General features: G+C 73.9%; 16 protein-coding genes. 15 read left to right on the top strand and 1 reads right to left on the bottom strand.

What is annotated here, in order from left to right; genetic code table 11:
• The 15 genes from VGR37_11085 to VGR37_11015 form a co-directional block, all read left to right on the top strand.
• On the top strand, positions 1-294 hold a 294-nt coding region (locus VGR37_11085), incomplete at its 5' end, for a hypothetical protein (protein ID HEV2147937.1).
• Entirely contained in the window at positions 291-1,424 is a 1,134-nt protein-coding gene (locus VGR37_11080) for a response regulator (protein HEV2147936.1), read from the top strand. The genes VGR37_11085 and VGR37_11080, both read left to right, overlap by 4 nt.
• A 25-nt stretch (positions 1,425-1,449) precedes the next feature.
• The gene (tmk, locus tag VGR37_11075; protein HEV2147935.1) at positions 1,450-2,190 is read left to right on the top strand and encodes a dTMP kinase; all 741 of its coding nucleotides are present in this window, start codon (positions 1,450-1,452) and stop codon (positions 2,188-2,190) included.
• A complete protein-coding gene (locus tag VGR37_11070; GenBank protein HEV2147934.1) occupies positions 2,191-3,846 on the top strand; it encodes a S41 family peptidase in 1,656 nt (551 codons plus the stop codon).
• Complete coding sequence (locus VGR37_11065; GenBank protein ID HEV2147933.1) at positions 3,843-4,691, top strand: sulfite exporter TauE/SafE family protein; 849 nt, start codon at positions 3,843-3,845, stop codon at positions 4,689-4,691. The genes VGR37_11070 and VGR37_11065 overlap by 4 nt, the downstream gene beginning before the upstream one ends.
• Before the next feature lie 73 nt (positions 4,692-4,764).
• Positions 4,765-5,670 carry a DMT family transporter gene (locus VGR37_11060; protein ID HEV2147932.1) on the top strand — a complete coding sequence of 302 codons (906 nt, stop codon included), beginning with the start codon at positions 4,765-4,767 and terminating at the stop codon, positions 5,668-5,670.
• Positions 5,667-6,677: an asparaginase gene (locus VGR37_11055; GenBank protein ID HEV2147931.1), complete on the top strand. Its 1,011-nt coding sequence runs from the start codon at positions 5,667-5,669 to the stop codon at positions 6,675-6,677. The genes VGR37_11060 and VGR37_11055 overlap by 4 nt, the downstream gene beginning before the upstream one ends.
• A gap of 4 nt (positions 6,678-6,681) precedes the next feature.
• Complete coding sequence (locus VGR37_11050) at positions 6,682-7,311, top strand: carboxymuconolactone decarboxylase family protein (protein ID HEV2147930.1); 630 nt, start codon at positions 6,682-6,684, stop codon at positions 7,309-7,311.
• Between the two features lies 1 nt (position 7,312).
• Positions 7,313-8,338 (top strand): GTPase ObgE, encoded by a 1,026-nt coding sequence (obgE, locus tag VGR37_11045; protein HEV2147929.1) that lies wholly within the window; start codon positions 7,313-7,315, stop codon positions 8,336-8,338.
• Between the two features lie 261 nt (positions 8,339-8,599).
• A complete protein-coding gene (gene dprA, locus VGR37_11040; GenBank protein ID HEV2147928.1) occupies positions 8,600-9,757 on the top strand; it encodes a DNA-processing protein DprA in 1,158 nt (385 codons plus the stop codon).
• A gap of 95 nt (positions 9,758-9,852) precedes the next feature.
• Positions 9,853-11,073, top strand: a complete 1,221-nt coding sequence (gene hemW / locus VGR37_11035; protein HEV2147927.1) for a radical SAM family heme chaperone HemW — start codon at positions 9,853-9,855, stop codon at positions 11,071-11,073.
• Positions 11,074-11,156: 83 nt separating this feature from the next.
• On the top strand, positions 11,157-12,206 hold the full coding sequence (gene hrcA, locus VGR37_11030; GenBank protein HEV2147926.1) for a heat-inducible transcriptional repressor HrcA: 1,050 nt from the start codon (positions 11,157-11,159) through the stop codon (positions 12,204-12,206).
• A 20-nt stretch (positions 12,207-12,226) separates the two neighbouring features.
• Positions 12,227-13,384, top strand: coding sequence for a molecular chaperone DnaJ (gene dnaJ, locus VGR37_11025; GenBank protein HEV2147925.1), 1,158 nt, complete (start codon positions 12,227-12,229; stop codon positions 13,382-13,384).
• Positions 13,381-14,265: a 50S ribosomal protein L11 methyltransferase gene (locus tag VGR37_11020; GenBank protein ID HEV2147924.1), complete on the top strand. Its 885-nt coding sequence runs from the start codon at positions 13,381-13,383 to the stop codon at positions 14,263-14,265. The genes dnaJ and VGR37_11020 overlap by 4 nt, the downstream gene beginning before the upstream one ends.
• A gap of 16 nt (positions 14,266-14,281) precedes the next feature.
• A complete protein-coding gene (locus VGR37_11015) occupies positions 14,282-14,632 on the top strand; it encodes a histidine triad nucleotide-binding protein (GenBank protein HEV2147923.1) in 351 nt (116 codons plus the stop codon).
• Between the two features lie 118 nt (positions 14,633-14,750).
• Here VGR37_11015 and VGR37_11010 read toward each other — a convergent pair.
• Positions 14,751-16,208, bottom strand: a 1,458-nt coding sequence (locus VGR37_11010) for an Ig-like domain-containing protein (GenBank protein ID HEV2147922.1), incomplete at its 5' end; no start/stop codon positions are given.

Here is a 16,208-nt window from a genome sequence, read left to right as displayed (position 1 = left end):
TCCTGGACCCTCTCCGGCGGCGTGGAGTTCGCCCCGGCGAACCTCGCGGCGCGCTCCTTCCCGGTGCGCGTGGGGGCCCGCTACAGCGCCCTCCCGTTCCGCTGGGGGTCGGTCCAGGAGGGGAACGCCTTCCCCAGCGAGATGGCGCTGACCGGTGGGCTGGGCGCCCGGCTGGGGAACGGCCAGGCGCAGGTGGACCTGGGGGCGGAGCGCGGCTGGCGCGGCGGCGGCGACGCCGTACTCGACGAGTCGTATTGGCGCCTGAACCTTTCCCTCACGCTGCTGAGCCGGTGAGCGAGCCCCCGGCGGCGGTCCCGCTCCTGCTCGTCGTCGACGACGAACGTGTCAACGTGGAGCTGCTCTGCGACCTCCTGGAGGCCATGGAGTACCGGGCGGTGGGCGCCTTCGGGGGGGAGGAGGCGCTCCGGGTTGCGCGGGAGCAGTCCCCCGACCTGATCCTCCTCGACATCATGATGCCGGGGATGAACGGGATCGAGGTGTGCCGGCGGCTCAAGGCCGACCCGGCCACCTCGGGGATCCCGGTGGTCTTCGTTACGGCGCTTTCAGAGAGCGAGGACAAGCTCCGGGCCATCGAGGCCGGCGGCGACGACTTCCTCACCAAGCCTTTCAACCGCCCCATCCTCCTCGCCCGCATCCGCTCGCTCCTGCGCCTCAAGGCCGCCGGGGACGAGCTGGAGCGCTCGTACAGGAAGCTGCAGGAGCTGGAGCGCCTCCGGGACGACCTGACGCGGATGATCGTGCACGACCTCAAGTCGCCGCTCTCCGCCATCCTGGGGACGCTGGAGCTGGCGGTCGACGGCGACCTGGGAGAGCTCACCCCGCGGCAGCACCGGCTCCTGGGCGACGCCCGCGAGCGCGGTGACGACATGCTGCGGATGGTGGACAACCTGCTGGAGATCGCCCGGCTGGAGGAATCCGAGGTACGCCTGCAGCTGGAGGAGCTGAGGGTGGAGCGGCTCCTGGTGCAGGTGGCGGACGAATGGCGGGTCCCGGTGGAGCGCCGCGGCGCCCTGCTGGACGTGGAGTCCGCCTCCGCGTTCTCCGTTCGCGCGGACGAGCAGCTCCTCCGCCGCGTCTTCGCCAACCTGATCGGCAACGCCGTCCGCCACGCGGGGGAGGGGGTCCGGATCCGGGTCCTCGCGGCGCCGGAGTCCGCGTCGGAGGTCCGCTTCACCGTGGCCGACGACGGGTCCGGGATCGCCCCGGAGTTCCAGGAGGTGATCTTCCGCCGGTACGGAAGCGTCCCTTCCACGGCGGGGTCCTCCGGGCTGGGGCTCACCTTCTGCAAGCTCGCGGTGGAGGCGCACGGCGGGCGCATCTGGGTGCAGAGCGCCGCCGGGGCGGGGAGCGCGTTCCACTTCGTTCTCCCGCTGGCTCCGGGCGCTCCCGTACCTGCCTCCTGACCTTCCGACCGCCGGCTCCCGCGACATGACGGACGACGCTCCCGCGGCCCCGCGCCACGGCCTGTTCCTTGCTTTCGAGGGCGTGGAAGGGGCGGGAAAGACCACGCAGGTCCGGCTCCTGTCCGACGCCCTGCGGGCGTGGGGGCTCCGGGTGACGGTGGCCCGCGAGCCCGGCTCCACCCCGCTCGGCGAGCGGGTGCGGGAGACCGTGCTGGCGGACCTGGAGCTGCGGGTACCGGCGCGGAGCGAGCTGTTCCTGATGCTGGCGGCCCGCGCCGCCTTCGTGGAGCAGGTGGTGCTCCCGGCCGTGCGGCGCGGCGAGGTGGTGATCGCGGACCGCTTCGAGCTTTCCACGCTGGCGTACCAGGGCGAGGGGCGCGGGCTCCCGCTTGCGGAGGTCCGCGCCTGCAACCGCTTCGCCACGGGCGGGGTGGCCCCCGACGCCACCCTCCTCCTGGACCTCGACCCGGAGGAGGGCGCGCGGCGCCAGGCCGCGGCCGGCAAGGACCGGGACCGCATGGAGCGGGAAGCGGCCGCCTTCCACCGGCGGGTGGCGGCCGGGTACCGGGAGCTGGCCCGCGAAGTGGAGGGGATCGTACGGGTGGACGCGGTGGGCACGGAGGAGGAGGTGCACCGGCGCGTACGCGCCGCTCTGGCGGCCCGCTTCCCCGAAACTTTCCCGGGTGACGGGTTTATCAACGGCGGACACGGCACCCCCACCCCGGGAGCCGGCGCGAAGGGCGGTCCTGGCACCTCCGGAGGTTGAATGAAGCTGAAGCGCACCATCGTCGCACCCGCGCTCGTCGCGGGCGTCGCCCTCGTCTCGGGAGGGTGGCTCCTCCAGCAGGGCGTCTCCGACCAGCGGAACGTCTACGAGCAGGCCCGCGTCTTCGACGAGGTCATGACGCTGCTCTCGCAGCGCTTCGTGGAGCGGCCGTCGAGCGCCGAGCTGTACCGGATGGCGACGGAGGGGATGATCCAGGAGCTGGGCGATCCCCACACCACCTTCCTCACGCCCGAGGAGTTCAAGGAGTTCTACACCTCCATGTCCGGCGAGTACGCCGGGATCGGGGCGCAGATCGTCGAGCGCGACGGGTGGGTGACGGTGCTCGCGCCGCTCCCGGGGACCCCCGCCGAGCGCGCCGGGCTCCGCGCCGGCGACCGGATCATCGAGATCGAGGGGCAGTCCACCAAGGGGTGGAACAGCGACCGGGCGGTGAAGGTCCTCCGCGGGCCCAAGGGCCAGCCGGTGCAGATCAAGGTGGTGCGCATCGGGGTGGAGGAGCCGATCCCCTTCGGAATCACGCGCGAGGAGATCCACCTCAACTCCGTCCCCTACGCCTTCATGATGGCCGACGGCGTGGGGTACGTGAGCCTTTCCGTGTTCAGCGAGTCCTCCACCCGCGAGGTCCGCGAGGCCGTCCAGCGCCTCCGCTCGGAGGGGATGAAGAAGCTGGTGTTCGACCTGCGCGAGAACCCGGGCGGGCTCCTGGACCAGGGGGTCGGCGTGGCCGACTTCTTCCTGAAGCCGGGCCAGTCGGTGGTGGAGACGCGCGGCCGCACCGCCGGTGACAACACCGTCGCCCGCGCCCGGAACGGGGAGCTCGTCCCCGGGATGCCGGTGGTGGTGCTGGTGGACGAGTACAGCGCCAGCGCGGCGGAGATCGTCGCCGGCGCGCTGCAGGACCACGACCGCGCGCTGGTGCTGGGTTCGCGCTCGTTCGGGAAGGGCTCGGTGCAGGACCTCTTCCCGCTCTCCGGGGGGAACTTCCTGAAGGTGACCACCTCCAAGTGGTACACCCCGGTGGGCCGCTCCATCCAGAAGGACCTGAAGCAGAACGGCGAGGCCCGCCCCGCGCTCGCGGCCGACGCCCCGGTGGCCGAGGACGGGACGCCCATGATCGGCTCCCCGGCGGACTCCACCAAGCCGTACCGGACCGCCAGCGGGCGCATCGTCTACGGCGGCGGCGGGATCGTGCCGGACATGATCGTGCGCCCCGACACCGCGTCCACGGCGGAGCAGGAGTTCTTCCGGGCGGCGGCCAAGGGCGGGAGCAAGTTCAACGACGTGCTCTTCCGCTACGCCATCGAGTACGGCCGCAAGAACCCGCAGCTCCGCCCGGACTTCACCGTGACGCCGGAGATGCGGCGCGAGCTCTTCGAGCGACTCCGCGCCGCGGGGCTGGATCTCACCCCGGAGCAGTACGCGGGCGCCCAGCGCTTCATCGACCGCCGGCTGGGCCAGGAGGTGGTGCAGCACAAGTTCGGCGCGAACGTCGCGGCGCGGCGGGTGACCGCCTCGGACCGCGCGGTCACGGAGGCGCACGCCCTGCTGCGGCGGGCGGAGAGCCCGGAGGCGCTGCTGCGGCTCGTGCCGCCGGCGCAGCCGGAGTCCAGGATGGCGCCCGCCCGCGCTCAATGACGCTCGCGGCGGTACTCGCCGCCCTCGGCGTCGGGATCGTGGCCGGGCTCCTGTCCGGCCTGATCGGGATTGGAGGAGGGGTACTCATCGTACCCTTCCTCTATTTCTTTTACGCGCACCCGGCGCTCTTCGGGCATCCGGTGAGCGCCGGGCTCGCCACCGTCGTGGCGCACGCGACCAGCCTGTTCGCCATCGTCCCCACCGCCATCCGCGGGACGCAGGCGTTCCACCGCTCCGACCTGGTGGTGTGGCCCGCCGTCTGGCCGATCGGGCTGGCGTCCACGGTCGCGGCGGTGGCCGCGGCGGGGGTCGCCGACCGGCTCCCCCCGCAGATGCTCCGGGTCGGGTTCGGGGTGCTGCTGGTCTTTTCCGGGTACCGGCTGCTCCGCCAGAGGAACCAGGCGGAGGGGGAGGTCCCCCACGGCTCCGACCACCTGCGGCTGACGCTCCCGGTCACGATCGGGACCGGCCTGGTGGTGGGTACCTTTTCGGCGCTCCTGGGGGTGGGCGGCGGGATCGTCGCCATCCCCCTGCTGATGAACGTGGTGGGGATCGACGTGCGGCGCGTGGCGGGGACCTCCATGGGGATCATCGCCATCACCTCGGTGGCCGGGGTGCTGGCCTACGTCGTGGGCGGGATCGGGGAGCCCGGCCGCCCGCCGCTCAGCCTCGGGTACGTGGACGTGGCGGCCGGAATGGCCATCTTCCTCGGGGCGCTCCTGTCCGTCCCCTGGGGGGCGAAGCTGAACCAGCGGATGAACCCGCGCGGGCTCGCCCTCCTTTTCGGCACCTTCCTCGTGCTGATGGGGCTCCGGCTGGTCCTCGAGAACCTGGGTGCGCTCTGACTCGCGGCATGGCCCGGGGGCGCGGCGCGGCGTATACTTCCCCGTCTTCCGGGCCGGGGGGAGCGGAGCGGGCGTGAGCGGGCGGACGGCGCTCGCCGCGGTGCCGGAACGGCCGCCGGTCCCCCCTCCGCTGGTGCTGCTGGTGTCGGTGCTGGCCATCAGCTGGGCGGCCCCGCTGGTGCGCTTCGCGGAGGCGCCGTCGCTCGCCGTCGCCTTCTGGCGGCTGGCGCTCTCGGTGGTCCTGATCGCGGGTGTGCTGACGGCGCGCGGCGAGTGGGGCGCGCTCCGCCGGCTGTCGCGGCGGGACCTGGGGACGGCGGCGCTGGCCGGGGTGTTCCTGGCGGGGCACTTCGCCACCTGGATCGCCTCCATCGGGCTCACCAGCGTGGCGGCGTCGGTGGTGCTGGTCTCCACGGCGCCGATCTTCGTGGCCGTTCTCTCGGCCCTCTTCCTGCGGGAGCGGCCGGGCCGCAGGCAGTGGGCGGGGATCGGGGTGGCGGTGGCCGGGGCGGCCTGGATCGGGTGGGGCGACTTCCGCGGCGGGGCGGACCCGCTGCGCGGGGACCTGCTGGCGCTCGCCGGGGCGCTGCTGGTGGCGGCGTACTACGTGCTCGGCCGGCGGCTCCGCGCGCGCATCGAGATCTGGCCCTTCGTGGGGGTGGTGTACGGGTGCGCGGCGCTGGCGCTGCTCGCCGCGCTCCCCCTGGCCGGGGTTCCGCTGGGCGGGTACCCGCCCGCTGACTGGGCGGTCTTCGCGGGGCTGGCGGTGGGGCCCATGCTGGTGGGGCACACCGGGCAGAACTGGGCGCTCCGCTACCTCCCGGCGTACGTGGTGAACCTTTCCCTGCTGGGGGAGCCGGTGGGGGCGACGCTGATCGCCTGGCTCCTCCCGGGGATCGCGGAGACACCGCCCCCGGCCGCGCTCGTCGGCGGGGGGCTGATCCTTGTGGGCATCCTGCTCGGAATGGGAAGGCGATGAGAGAGATCGAATGCACGGTGGACGTGGTCCGGGGGAGCGTGACCGAGTCGCGCCACCGGGTGCACGTGGCGGTGGTGGACGCGGAGGGGCAGCTCCGCGCCTGCGCGGGCGACCCGGATCAGGTCACCTTCATCCGCTCGGCGGCGAAGCCCCTGCAGGCCCTGGCCGTGGAGGACGGCGGAGCCCTGGAGCGGTTCGGGATCTCCGACCGGGAGCTGGCGCTGGTCTGCGGCTCGCACGCCGGCTCCCCCGCGCACACCGGCGCGGCTGAGTCCGTCCTCCGCAAGATCGGGCTGGACGCGGAGGCGCTCGCCTGCGGCCCGCACGCCCCCTTCCACGAGCCCACCCGCCGCGAGCTGCAGGAGGCGGGGCTGGAGCCGGTCCGCCTGCACAACAACTGCTCCGGGAAGCACGCGGGGATGCTGGCCCTCGCCCGCGCCCGCGGCTGGGAAACCCAGGACTACCAGCGCCCCGAACACCCGGTGCAGCTCCGCATGCTCTCGGAGGTGTCCCGCTGGGCCGGCGTCCCCGCGGAGGGCATCGCGGTGGGGAACGACGGGTGCGGGGTGGTGTGCTTCGCCCTCCCGCTCCGTAACATGGCGCTGGCGTACGCCCGCCTGGCGGGCGCCGCGCGCCGGGGGGAGCGCGGCCCCGCCCGCGTGGTGGGCGCGATGACCGCCTACCCGGAGATGGTCGCCGGCAAGGGGCGGCTCTGCACCGAGCTCATGCGCCGCACCGAGGGGAGGGTGTTCGCCAAGGTGGGGGCGGAGGGGGTCTACTGCGTCGGCGTACCCGGCGCGGAGCTGGGGGTGGCGGTCAAGGTGGAGGACGGCTCCACGCGCGCCGTAGGGCCCGCCATCCTGGGGGTGCTGCGCGAGCTGGACCTGATCTCCGAGGACGACTACGGGGCCATGTACGCGCTGGCCTACCCGGACGTGGTCAACACGCGGGGCGAGGTGACGGGGCAGCTCCGCCCCAACGTCCGGCTCCGCACGCCGGAGGCCTGAGCCGGTGCGGCTCGACGGGCCCCGGGAGGCGCTGGTTGCCCTCGCCGCGGCGCTCGCCACGCGCGACGCTGAGGTAGTGGCGGAGGCGGTGGCGCGGGCGGTGCGGGAGGCGGACCCGGACGCGGTCGAGGAGGTTCTGCTCCAGTCGCACGTGTTCGTGGGCTTCCCGGACGCGCTCACCGCGCTTGCGCTCTGGCGCGAGGCGAGCGGCCGGCCCGCTCCGCCGTCGCGGGGCGAGGGGTGCGAGGGGTGGACCCGGCGCGGCGAGCAAGTCTGCGCGGAGGTGTACGGGGCCAACTACCCCAGGCTCCGCGCCAACGTCGTGGCCGTCCACCCGGAGATGGACCGCTGGATGGTGGAGGGCGGCTACGGCCGGGTGATCGGGCGCCCGGGGCTGGACCTGGCCACGCGGGAGCTGTGCATCCTGGCGCTGCTGGCGGTGTGGAACACCCCGCGCCAGCTTCATTCGCACCTGCGCGGTGCGCTGAACGCGGGCGCGGTGGCCGAGGAGGTGGACGCGGCGGTGGAGGTGGCGTGCGGCTACGTGGACGCGGACGCCGCCGGGCGCGTCCGCGCGTTGTGGAGCGAGGTGCGCGGGCGCGCGCTGGCGACGAGCAGAGGAGAGGCGGGCTGAGATGTTCCTGGACCATGCAGTCATCGAGATCAAGGCGGGCCGCGGCGGCGAGGGCGTGTCGAGCTTCCGCCGCGAGTCGTACGAGCCCATGGGCGGCCCCGACGGCGGGGACGGTGGCAAGGGCGGCGACGTGGTGCTGCGCGTCGATCCGCAGCTCTCCACGCTGCTCGACTATCGCTACCGGAAGCACTACGCGGCGGAGCGCGGGCAGAAGGGGGAGGGCGGCAACCGGACCGGCCGGAGCGGCGAGGACCTGGTGCTCCGCCTCCCGCCCGGCACGGTGGTGAAGGACGCGGACACGGGCGAGGTGCTGGGAGAGCTGGTGGAGCCCGGAGACGAAGTGGTCGCCGCGCGCGGCGGGCGGGGCGGGCGCGGGAACGCGCGCTTCGCGACCGCCACCAACCAGGCGCCGCGTCACGCGCAGCCGGGGGAGGAGGGCGAGGAGCGGCGGATCGAGCTGGAGCTGAAGCTGATCGCCGACGTCGGGCTGGTCGGCGAGCCGAACGCGGGGAAGAGCACCCTGCTCTCGGCGGTCTCTGCGGCGACGCCGAAGGTGGCGGACTATCCCTTCACCACGCTCACGCCGAACCTCGGGGTGGTGCAGCTCTCCGGGAGCCGGACCTTCGTGATCGCGGACATCCCGGGGATCATCGAGGGCGCGCACGAGGGGAAGGGGCTGGGGCACCAGTTCCTCCGCCACATCGAGCGGACGCGCACGCTGGCGCTGATGATCCCTGCGGACGCGCTGGAGCCGCAGGAGGAGTACGACCGGCTCATGGCAGAGCTGCGGGCGTACTCGGAGGAGCTGGCGGCGAAGCCCCACTGCGTGGTGTTCACCAAGGCGGACCTGCTCCCGCCGGAGTGGCCGCAGCCGCGGGTGGAGGCGCCGGAGGCCTGGGGGCAGTTCCTGGTCTCATCGGTGGCGCAGCGGGGGCTCGATCCGCTCCTGGAGGGGCTCTGGACCCACGCGGCCCGCGTCGTCGCGGAGGAGCGGGGCGGGGACGAGCCGGAAGAGTGGCGGCCGTAGGCGGCTGAGCTTTGGGCGGGCTCCGGAGTGTCGGCCGCTACGTTGGCGGCCGATACTTCGATGCGTCTCCGTTCTCCTGCGGGGCGCCTCTTCCCGACAGGTTGCGGGGGGTCTGTCGCGCGTGACGGTCGGAGGCGGGATGGTCTCCGGAGGAAGTGAACTCGCTTCGCTCAAACATCCACTTCTTCCTCCGACCACCCCGCCTCCTCCCTGCGACCCTCTCCGTGGGGGCGCCGCTTCGCACTTCGCACCTCCGTTCCAATGCCGCTCTCCCCTTCCGCGCTCGAACCGCTCCTCCGCCTCTCCATGGTCCCGGGCGTGGGGCCGCTCCGGCTTGCACAGTTGTTGAAGCGCTTCGGGTCGGCGGAGCGGGTGCTCGGCGCGTCCGTGGCCGAGCTGGTCGCGCTGCCGCGGTTCGGGGAGGGGACCGCTGCGAAGGTCGTGGCGGCGGCCGGGGTGGAGGGGCGTGAGCGCACGGCGAAGGCCATGGAGCGGCTGGGGAAGCTCGGCGCGGTGGCGATCACCCCGGACGACCTCGCCTACCCGGACGCCTTCCGCGCGCTCACGGACGCGCCCTTTCTCCTCTTCGTCTGCGGCAGGCTGGAGCTGCTGGGGAAGCCAGCCGTGGGCATCGTGGGGACGCGCGAGCCGACGGAGTACGGGCGGCGGACCGCGCAGGAGCTGGCGGGCGACCTGGCCCGGGCCGGGTACGGGATCGTGAGCGGGATGGCGAAGGGGATCGACGCCGCCGCACACGCGGGGGCGCTGGCGGCAGAGGGGGAGACCGTCGGGGTGCTGGGGCACGGCATCGACCTGGTGTACCCCCGCGAGAACGCGCGGCTCTTCGCGGCCATGCGCGAGCGCGGGCTCCTCATCACCGAGCTGGCGCCCGGCGAGGAGCCGCGCGCCGGCAACTTCCCCCGCCGCAACCGCCTGATCTCCGCGCTTGGCGAGGGCGTCCTCGTGGTGGAGATGGCGGTGAAGAGCGGCGCGCAGCACACCGTCACCTACGCGCTGGAGCAGGGCAAGGAGGTGTTCGCCGTCCCGGGGCCCATCGGCTCGCCGGTGAGCGCGGGCACGAACCAGCTCCTCAAGGAGGGCGCCCGGCTGGTCACCTCCGCCGCCGACGTGCTGGAGGAGCTTCGCGGCGTCGGCCGTCCGGCTCCGGTCCTGTCGCGGCGCGCCGCGGCGTCCCCGCTCCCGCTCGAGCCGGAGCCGCGGCCGGAGGCCGCCGAGCCGGAAGGCCTCTCCCCGGAGGAGGCGCAGGCCTGGGCGGCGCTCGGCACGGAGCCGCTGCACGTCGACGAGGTCGCCGCCGCAGCGGACCTGGCCCCCGGCACCGCCCTCGCCGCCCTCCTCGGGCTGGAGCTGCGTGGCGCGGCGGAGACGCTCCCCGGGAAGCGCTACCGGCGCTGCTGAGCGGAGGCGAGGCAGGGAACGGAGCGCCCGCTGGGGTGTCGTGAAGGCCGGGCGCGGGCACAGGGCTCGCGCCGGGAACCGGAGCGCGGGGCTTCATGGCGGTAGAGGGTTTGGTGGGGGCGGGGGAGCGGGTCGGCTGGGGGGCGGGGAGCGAGTCTCCGCCCCGGTCGCTGTACGTGCACGTCCCCTTCTGCGCGCGGCGGTGCTCGTACTGCGACTTCGCGGTGCAGGCCACCAGGGAGGCGCCCACGGACGAGTGGCTGGACGCCGTAGCCACCGAGATGCGGCTCCTCGCGCAGGAGCGCGGGTGGGCGGAGCCGCTGCGGCTCGACACGATCTACGTCGGCGGGGGGACGCCCTCGATGCTGGCGACCGGGGCGATGGCCGAGCTCCGGGAGCGGCTGCGCCCCTACGCCGCGTGGGATCCGGCGACCGTCGAGTGGACCTGCGAAGCCAACCCTGAGAGCTTCACCCGCAAGGTGGCGGAGGACTGGCGGGCCGCCGGGGTGAACCGGATCTCGCTGGGCGCGCAGACCTTCCACCCGGAGGCGCTGCGCTGGATGGGGCGCCTGCACGGCGTGGAGGGTCCCGCGCGCGCCATGCTCGCCGCGCGCGCCGCGGGGTTCGACAACGTCAGCGTGGACCTGATCTTCGGGATCCCGGACCGGCTCGGGCGCGACTGGGCGGCCGACCTGGAGCGCGCGCTGGAGCTGGAGCCGGAGCACGTCTCCCTCTACGGCCTCACCGCCGAGGCCGCGGCGCCGCTGGGGCGGTGGGTGCACGAGGGGAGGGAGACGCTGGCGGACGAGGACCGCTACGCCGACGAGTACCTGCTCGCGAACCGGCGGCTCACAAGGGCGGGGCTCGAGCACTACGAGGTCTCCAACTTCGGGCTCCCGGGGCGCCGCTCGCGGCACAACTTCGTGTACTGGACCGGCGCGCCGTACGCCGCGCTGGGGCCGGGCGCGCACGCTTTCTACACGCCGCTGCGGCGGTGGAACCTGCGCGGATGGGACGCGTACAGGGACGCGCTGCGCGACGGGCGCCTCCCCGTGGAGGGCGAGGAGCGCGTGGTCCGGGAGGAGGCGGAGCTGGAGCGCGTCTGGCTCCTCCTCCGCACCGACGCCGGGTACCCGCTGGAGGGGGCGGCGGAAGCGGAGCGGCACCTGGCGGAGGAGTGGGAGCGCCGGGGGTGGGCGGCGACCGCGGGCGGGACGCTGCGGCTGACCGCGGTGGGGTGGCTCCTCCTGGACCGGCTGGCGGTGGAGCTGGCCGGGGGGGGGGAGGCGGCGACGGCGGGCGCCGGGGCCCCCTGACGCCTTCCGTTTCCCGCGGCGCGCCTTGACGGTGCGGGCGGTTCCGGGCACATTTCAGCCTGCTTTCACCCACGCCTGCGAAGATGCAAGGGGAACCGCTCACCGAGCGCGAGCACCACGTCCTGGACGCGGTGATCCGCACCTACGTGGAGACCGCCGAGCCCGCCGGGAGCCGCATGCTCACCCGGCGGTTCCAGCTCGGCGTGTCTCCGGCCACGGTGCGGAACACCATGAGCGACCTGGAGGAGAAGGGGTACCTGTACCACCCGCACACCTCGGCGGGGCGGATTCCCACCGACCGGGCGTACCGCTTCTTCGTCGATTCGCTCATCGGGGCTCCGCGCCTTTCCGAGGTGGAACTGGCCTCGATCCGCCAGGAGCTGGAGGCGGGCGCGGACCGGGCGGGGGTGGAGCGGCTGGTAGGGCGGGCCGCGCAGGTCCTGGGGCTCCTCACGCAGGAGCTGGGGATCGCCGTCGCGCCGCGGCTGGACGCCGCCACGCTGGAGCGGCTGGAGCTGATCCCCGTCACCGGGGGGAAGGTGCTCCTGGTCCTGGCGCTTCGCGCCGGCCGGGTGCGCACCATCTACGTGGATGTCCCCTCCACCGTCCCCGCCTCCGCGCTCGCCTCCGTGGCGCGCATCCTGAACGAGCGGCTGGCGGGGCACACCCTGCGCGAGATCCGCGCGACACTCCCGGAGCGCCTGCGCGACACCGTGGCCGCGGGGGACCCGGCGTCGGAGCTGCTGAACATCTTCCTGCAGTCGCGCGAGGAGTGGTTCGACTCCCCGGGCGACGCCGCCGCGGACCTGCACCTGGGGCGCGCCTCCGTCCTGGCCGACCAGCCGGAGTTCGCCAGCGGGGAGCGCATGCGCGGGCTGATCGAGCTGATCGAGCACCGCGACCTCCTCAAGAGCGTCCTCGGCGACCGGGTCGGGTCGCACCCGCTCCAGGTCACCATCGGCGAGGAGCACGGCACCCCCGCGCTCGCGGGCTTCACGGTGGTCACCTCCGAGTACCACGTCGGCGACCTGAAGGGGGTGATCGGGGTGATCGGGCCCACCCGGATGCCGTACGACCGCGTGATCGCATTCGTCGAGAAGACCTCGACGCTGGTTTCCGAATTCCTGGCCTGAGCGCCATTTCCCGGACGGGTATGAGAGACTATTACGAGATCCTCGGCGTCGCCCGCGAGGCGGACGGGGAAACGATCAAGAAGGCGTACCGGAAGCTCGCCCTCCAGTACCATCCGGACCGCAACGGCGGGGACCGGGAGGCCGAGGACAAGTTCAAGGAGGCCACGGAGGCCTACGAGGTGCTCCGCGACGATCAGAAGCGTGTGGCCTACGACCGCTACGGCCACGCCGGGGTGAAGGCCGGGGCGGGTGCCGGATTCGGCGGGCGGGGCGGCTTCGGCTTCGAGGAGGCGCTGAACATCTTCATGCGCGACTTCGGGGGCTTCGGCGGCTTCGACGACCTGTTCGCCGCGCAGGGGCGCCGCCGGGGCGGGGCGCAGCAGCGCGGCCGCGACCTCCGCGTGAAGCTGGACGTCACCCTGGCCGAGGTCGCCACCGGGGTGCACCGCAAGCTCAAGCTCAAGGTGCTCGACCCCTGCTCCGCCTGCACCGGGACGGGCTCCGCCAGCGGGGCTCCGCCGGAGCCCTGCGAGACCTGCCAGGGGATGGGCGAGGTGCGGCGGGTGCAGCGCAGCGTGTTCGGGCAGTTCGTGAGCGCCTCCGCGTGCCCCACCTGCCAGGGCGAGGGGCGGATCATCCGCACCCCCTGCAAGGTCTGCCAGGGCGACGGGCGGCAGCGCGCCGACCGCACCGTTGAGGTGGACATCCCCGCCGGCGTCAGCTCCGAGAACTACATGACGCTGCGCGGACAGGGGAACGCCGGCCCGCGCGGCGGCCCCCGCGGCGACGTGGTCGTGGTCATCGAGGTGGAGGACGATCCGCGCTTCCTCCGCGACGGGAGCGACCTGGTGCACGACCTGGGGGTCACCTTCAGCCAGGCGGCGCTCGGGATGGAGCTGGAGGTGCCGACGGTGTACGGCCCCGAGACCGTCCGGGTCCCGGCCGGCGTGCAGAGCGGCAACGTGATCACCCTCCGCGGCAAGGGGCTCCCGCACCTGGGCGGCGGGGGCCGCGGCGACCAGCACGTCCGGGTGCACGTCTGGACTCCCACGCAGCTCACCTCCGAGCAGGAGGAGCTGTTCCGCCGCCTGGCGGAGCTGGAGGGCCCCGTCCCCGGCGGGGAAGGGAAGAGCCGGCAGGGGTTCTGGGACAAGGTCAAGGGAGCGTTCGCCGCTTGACCGCACCGGACCGCTGGCTGGTGCTCTCCGTCCGCGCCCCCTCGGCCGAGTTCGCCCCGCTGCTCGCCGAGGGGCTCGTCGCGCTGGGGGGCGGGGCCGTGGAGGAGCGCGGCGACCAGCTCGCTACCTATCTCCCCCCGCCCGCCGACCCGGACGCCTTCCTCGCCGAGGCGCGCGCCCGGCTCGCGGAGTGGCTCCCCGAAGGCGCGAAGCCGGAGCTCTCCTGGCACTGGCAGGAGAACGAGGACTGGGCGCGGAAGTGGAAGGAGGGGCTCCGCCCCCGGCGGGTGACCGACCGGGTGGTGGTGAAGCCCACCTGGACGGAGTGGGAGCCGGCCCAGGGCGAGGTCGTGATCGACATCGACCCGCAGATGGCCTTCGGCACCGGGGAGCACGCCACCACGCGCGGGTGCCTCCGCCTCCTGGACGGCGCCCTCCGCCCCGGCGTCCGGGTGCTGGACGTGGGCTCCGGCTCCGCGATCCTCGCCATCGCCGCGGCGCGGCTGGGCGCGGCGGAGGCCGTCGCGGTGGAGTACGACCCCGACGCGAACCTGAACGCCCAGGAGAACCTGGAGCTGAACGGCGTCGAGGACCGGGTCCGGATCGTCGAGGCCATGGCCGACCCGGCGCTCCTGCGCGGGCTGGGGCGCTTCGACCTGCTCCTCGCCAACATCCTCAGCAGCGTCATCCGTCCCCTCCTGCCGGCCTTCCGCGAGGCGCTGGACGGGTCGCCCGAGGGGCGGCTGATCGTCAGCGGCATCCTCCGCGCGGAGCACGCAGACGTGGTCCGCGACGCCGAGGCCGCCGGCTTCCGCGTCGTGCGCACGGACGAGGAGGAGGAGTGGTGGAGCGCGCTGCTGGCCCCTGCGGGATCATCCTGAGACGAGACGACCGAGCATGGCGGACAGAACCATCTTCAGCAGGATCATCGACGGGGAGATCCCCGGGACCTTCGTCTACCAGGACGAGCACCTGGTCGCCATCCGCGACATCAACCCCGCCGCGCCCACGCACGTGCTGGTGATCCCCCGCAAGCCCATCGCCTCCCTGGCGGAGCTGGAGGAGGAGGACGTGGAGCTGGCCGGGCGGCTCCTGCTGGCGGTGAAGCGGATCGCGGAGCAGGAGGGGCTGGCGGAGCGCGGCTACCGGGTGGTGGTCAACACCGGCGAGGAGGGCGGCCAGTCGGTGCCGCACCTGCACCTGCACCTTCTAGGCGGGAAGCAGCTTTCGGGGCACGGGACGGCCTGAACGGCGGTTCTGAGCGCGGCGCCAGCGTGGGCGAACCTGCGTCGGCGGAAAGGGGGAGCGCCCCGGCGGAGGAGTCTCCGTCGGGGCGCCGTGCATGGGCCCCGCCGAGAGCCTGCCGCTAGGGTGCGCCCCAGCGGAGGGACAGGAAGCGGTCGGCCGATGCGGGGCCCAGGCCGTAGTGGCGCACCCCGAGGCCGCCGGGGCTCGCGAGCCAGGAGTCCTCCTGGGAATGGACCAGCCTGCCGTCGAAGAAGACGCTGAGGGTGGACCCGACCGCCTGGAAACGTACCACGCTCGGGGGGCCGCCGCGCTGCCAGAGGACGTCGATCTGGCGAAGGATGGTGTACGAGTTCCCGTCCATACGGTACAGCTCCAGGTTCCGCTCGCCGCGCGGGAAGACCGACGCGTCGTCGCGGATAGCGAGCAGATAGTACCGGCCGTCGGCCTGATACCGGAGGACCAGCCCCGCGTCCTCCGCGTGGTTCGTCACGGTCTCTACCCAGCCGTCCCCGAGCGAGACGCCGTTGCGGATCAGCAGTGCGTTCTCGGAGGTGCCCGAGCCCACCAGCACGCCGTTGGAGATGGACCAGGCACCACCCGGCCCCCCGCGGGCGGTGTAGCTCCCCAGCGTGTTCGTGTCGAAGTCGTCGCCGCCGAGCGGCGCCCGGTCCACCACCGTGACCGTCGCCGTCGCGAACTTCCCCGACAAGCTGCTGGCCGTGATCGTCGCCGTCCCGGCAGTGACGCCGAGGACGTTGGGGCCGTCGGGCCGCGTGTAGTCCATCCGGGCGACGCCGGGATTCGAGGTGAGCCACCGGATCGACCACGCCTGCGGGATCTCTGCTCCGGCCGCGTCGTGGTGGGTCACAGTGAACCTCTGGAACGAGCCCACGTACATGGTGGGTGCCGCGGGCGAGATCCTCAGCTCCGCCAGTTCCACGCCGGAGGACGCGGTCGCGCCGAACTGTGCGGGCGCCACCCCTCCGACCGCCGCATGGGCCGTCTGGCGGAGGGTCGCCGCTCCCAGGGTCCACCGGGCGGAAGCGGTCCCGTCGGGACCGGTGCTCGCGGCCGGCGGGTCCAGGGTGCCCCCTCCGGCCGTGGCCGACCAGCCGACCGCGATGCCGCCCAGCGGGTTCCCGTAGCGGTCCGTCACGCGCACGGTGAGCGCCGCCGGGAGCGCCGACCCGGCGGGGCCGCTCTGCCCCTCGCCCGCCAGCTTCGCGACCACCGCGGGCGCACCGGGGCTCGCCGTGGCTCGGAAGACGGCAAGGGAGCCCGGGGCCTCCGGGCTGAGGGCCTGGAGGGTGTTCGACCCGGGGACGGTCCCCAGCGTCCAGGCGGTGCGCGCGAGCCCCGAATCGTCCGTCCTCCCGGAAGCGGGGGACACCGTGCCGCCCCCCACCGTGACCCTCCACTCCACCGTGGCGCCCGCGATGGGGTTGCCGTGCGCGTCCGCCATCCGGACGGCGGGCTGGCCGGGGAGAGCGCCGCCGACGGTGCCGGTCTGGCCGTCGCCGCTCACCGCGAAGACCCCCGCGGCGGGACCCGCAACCCCGGTTGCGTGGAACGGGAC

This window comes from Longimicrobiaceae bacterium (assembly GCA_035936415.1).
Taxonomy (GTDB): Bacteria; Gemmatimonadota; Gemmatimonadetes; order Longimicrobiales; family Longimicrobiaceae; genus JAFAYN01.
The sequence above is the reverse complement of the archived record's forward strand: the minus strand, read 5'-3'. Positions and strand labels throughout refer to the sequence as shown.

Excerpts from the sequence above, each read along its gene's own strand:
- hrcA (HEV2147926.1), top strand. The coding sequence starts at position 11,157 with ATGCAAGGGGAACCGCTCACCGAGCGCGAGCACCACGTCCTGGACGCG.
- VGR37_11070 (HEV2147934.1), top strand. The coding sequence starts at position 2,191 with ATGAAGCTGAAGCGCACCATCGTCGCACCCGCGCTCGTCGCGGGCGTC.
- VGR37_11065 (HEV2147933.1), top strand. The coding sequence starts at position 3,843 with ATGACGCTCGCGGCGGTACTCGCCGCCCTCGGCGTCGGGATCGTGGCC.
- dprA (HEV2147928.1), top strand. The coding sequence starts at position 8,600 with ATGCCGCTCTCCCCTTCCGCGCTCGAACCGCTCCTCCGCCTCTCCATG.
- VGR37_11015 (HEV2147923.1), top strand. The coding sequence starts at position 14,282 with ATGGCGGACAGAACCATCTTCAGCAGGATCATCGACGGGGAGATCCCC.
- hemW (HEV2147927.1), top strand. The coding sequence starts at position 9,853 with ATGGCGGTAGAGGGTTTGGTGGGGGCGGGGGAGCGGGTCGGCTGGGGG.
- tmk (HEV2147935.1), top strand. The coding sequence starts at position 1,450 with ATGACGGACGACGCTCCCGCGGCCCCGCGCCACGGCCTGTTCCTTGCT.
- VGR37_11055 (HEV2147931.1), top strand. The coding sequence starts at position 5,667 with ATGAGAGAGATCGAATGCACGGTGGACGTGGTCCGGGGGAGCGTGACC.
- obgE (HEV2147929.1), top strand. The coding sequence starts at position 7,313 with ATGTTCCTGGACCATGCAGTCATCGAGATCAAGGCGGGCCGCGGCGGC.
- dnaJ (HEV2147925.1), top strand. The coding sequence starts at position 12,227 with ATGAGAGACTATTACGAGATCCTCGGCGTCGCCCGCGAGGCGGACGGG.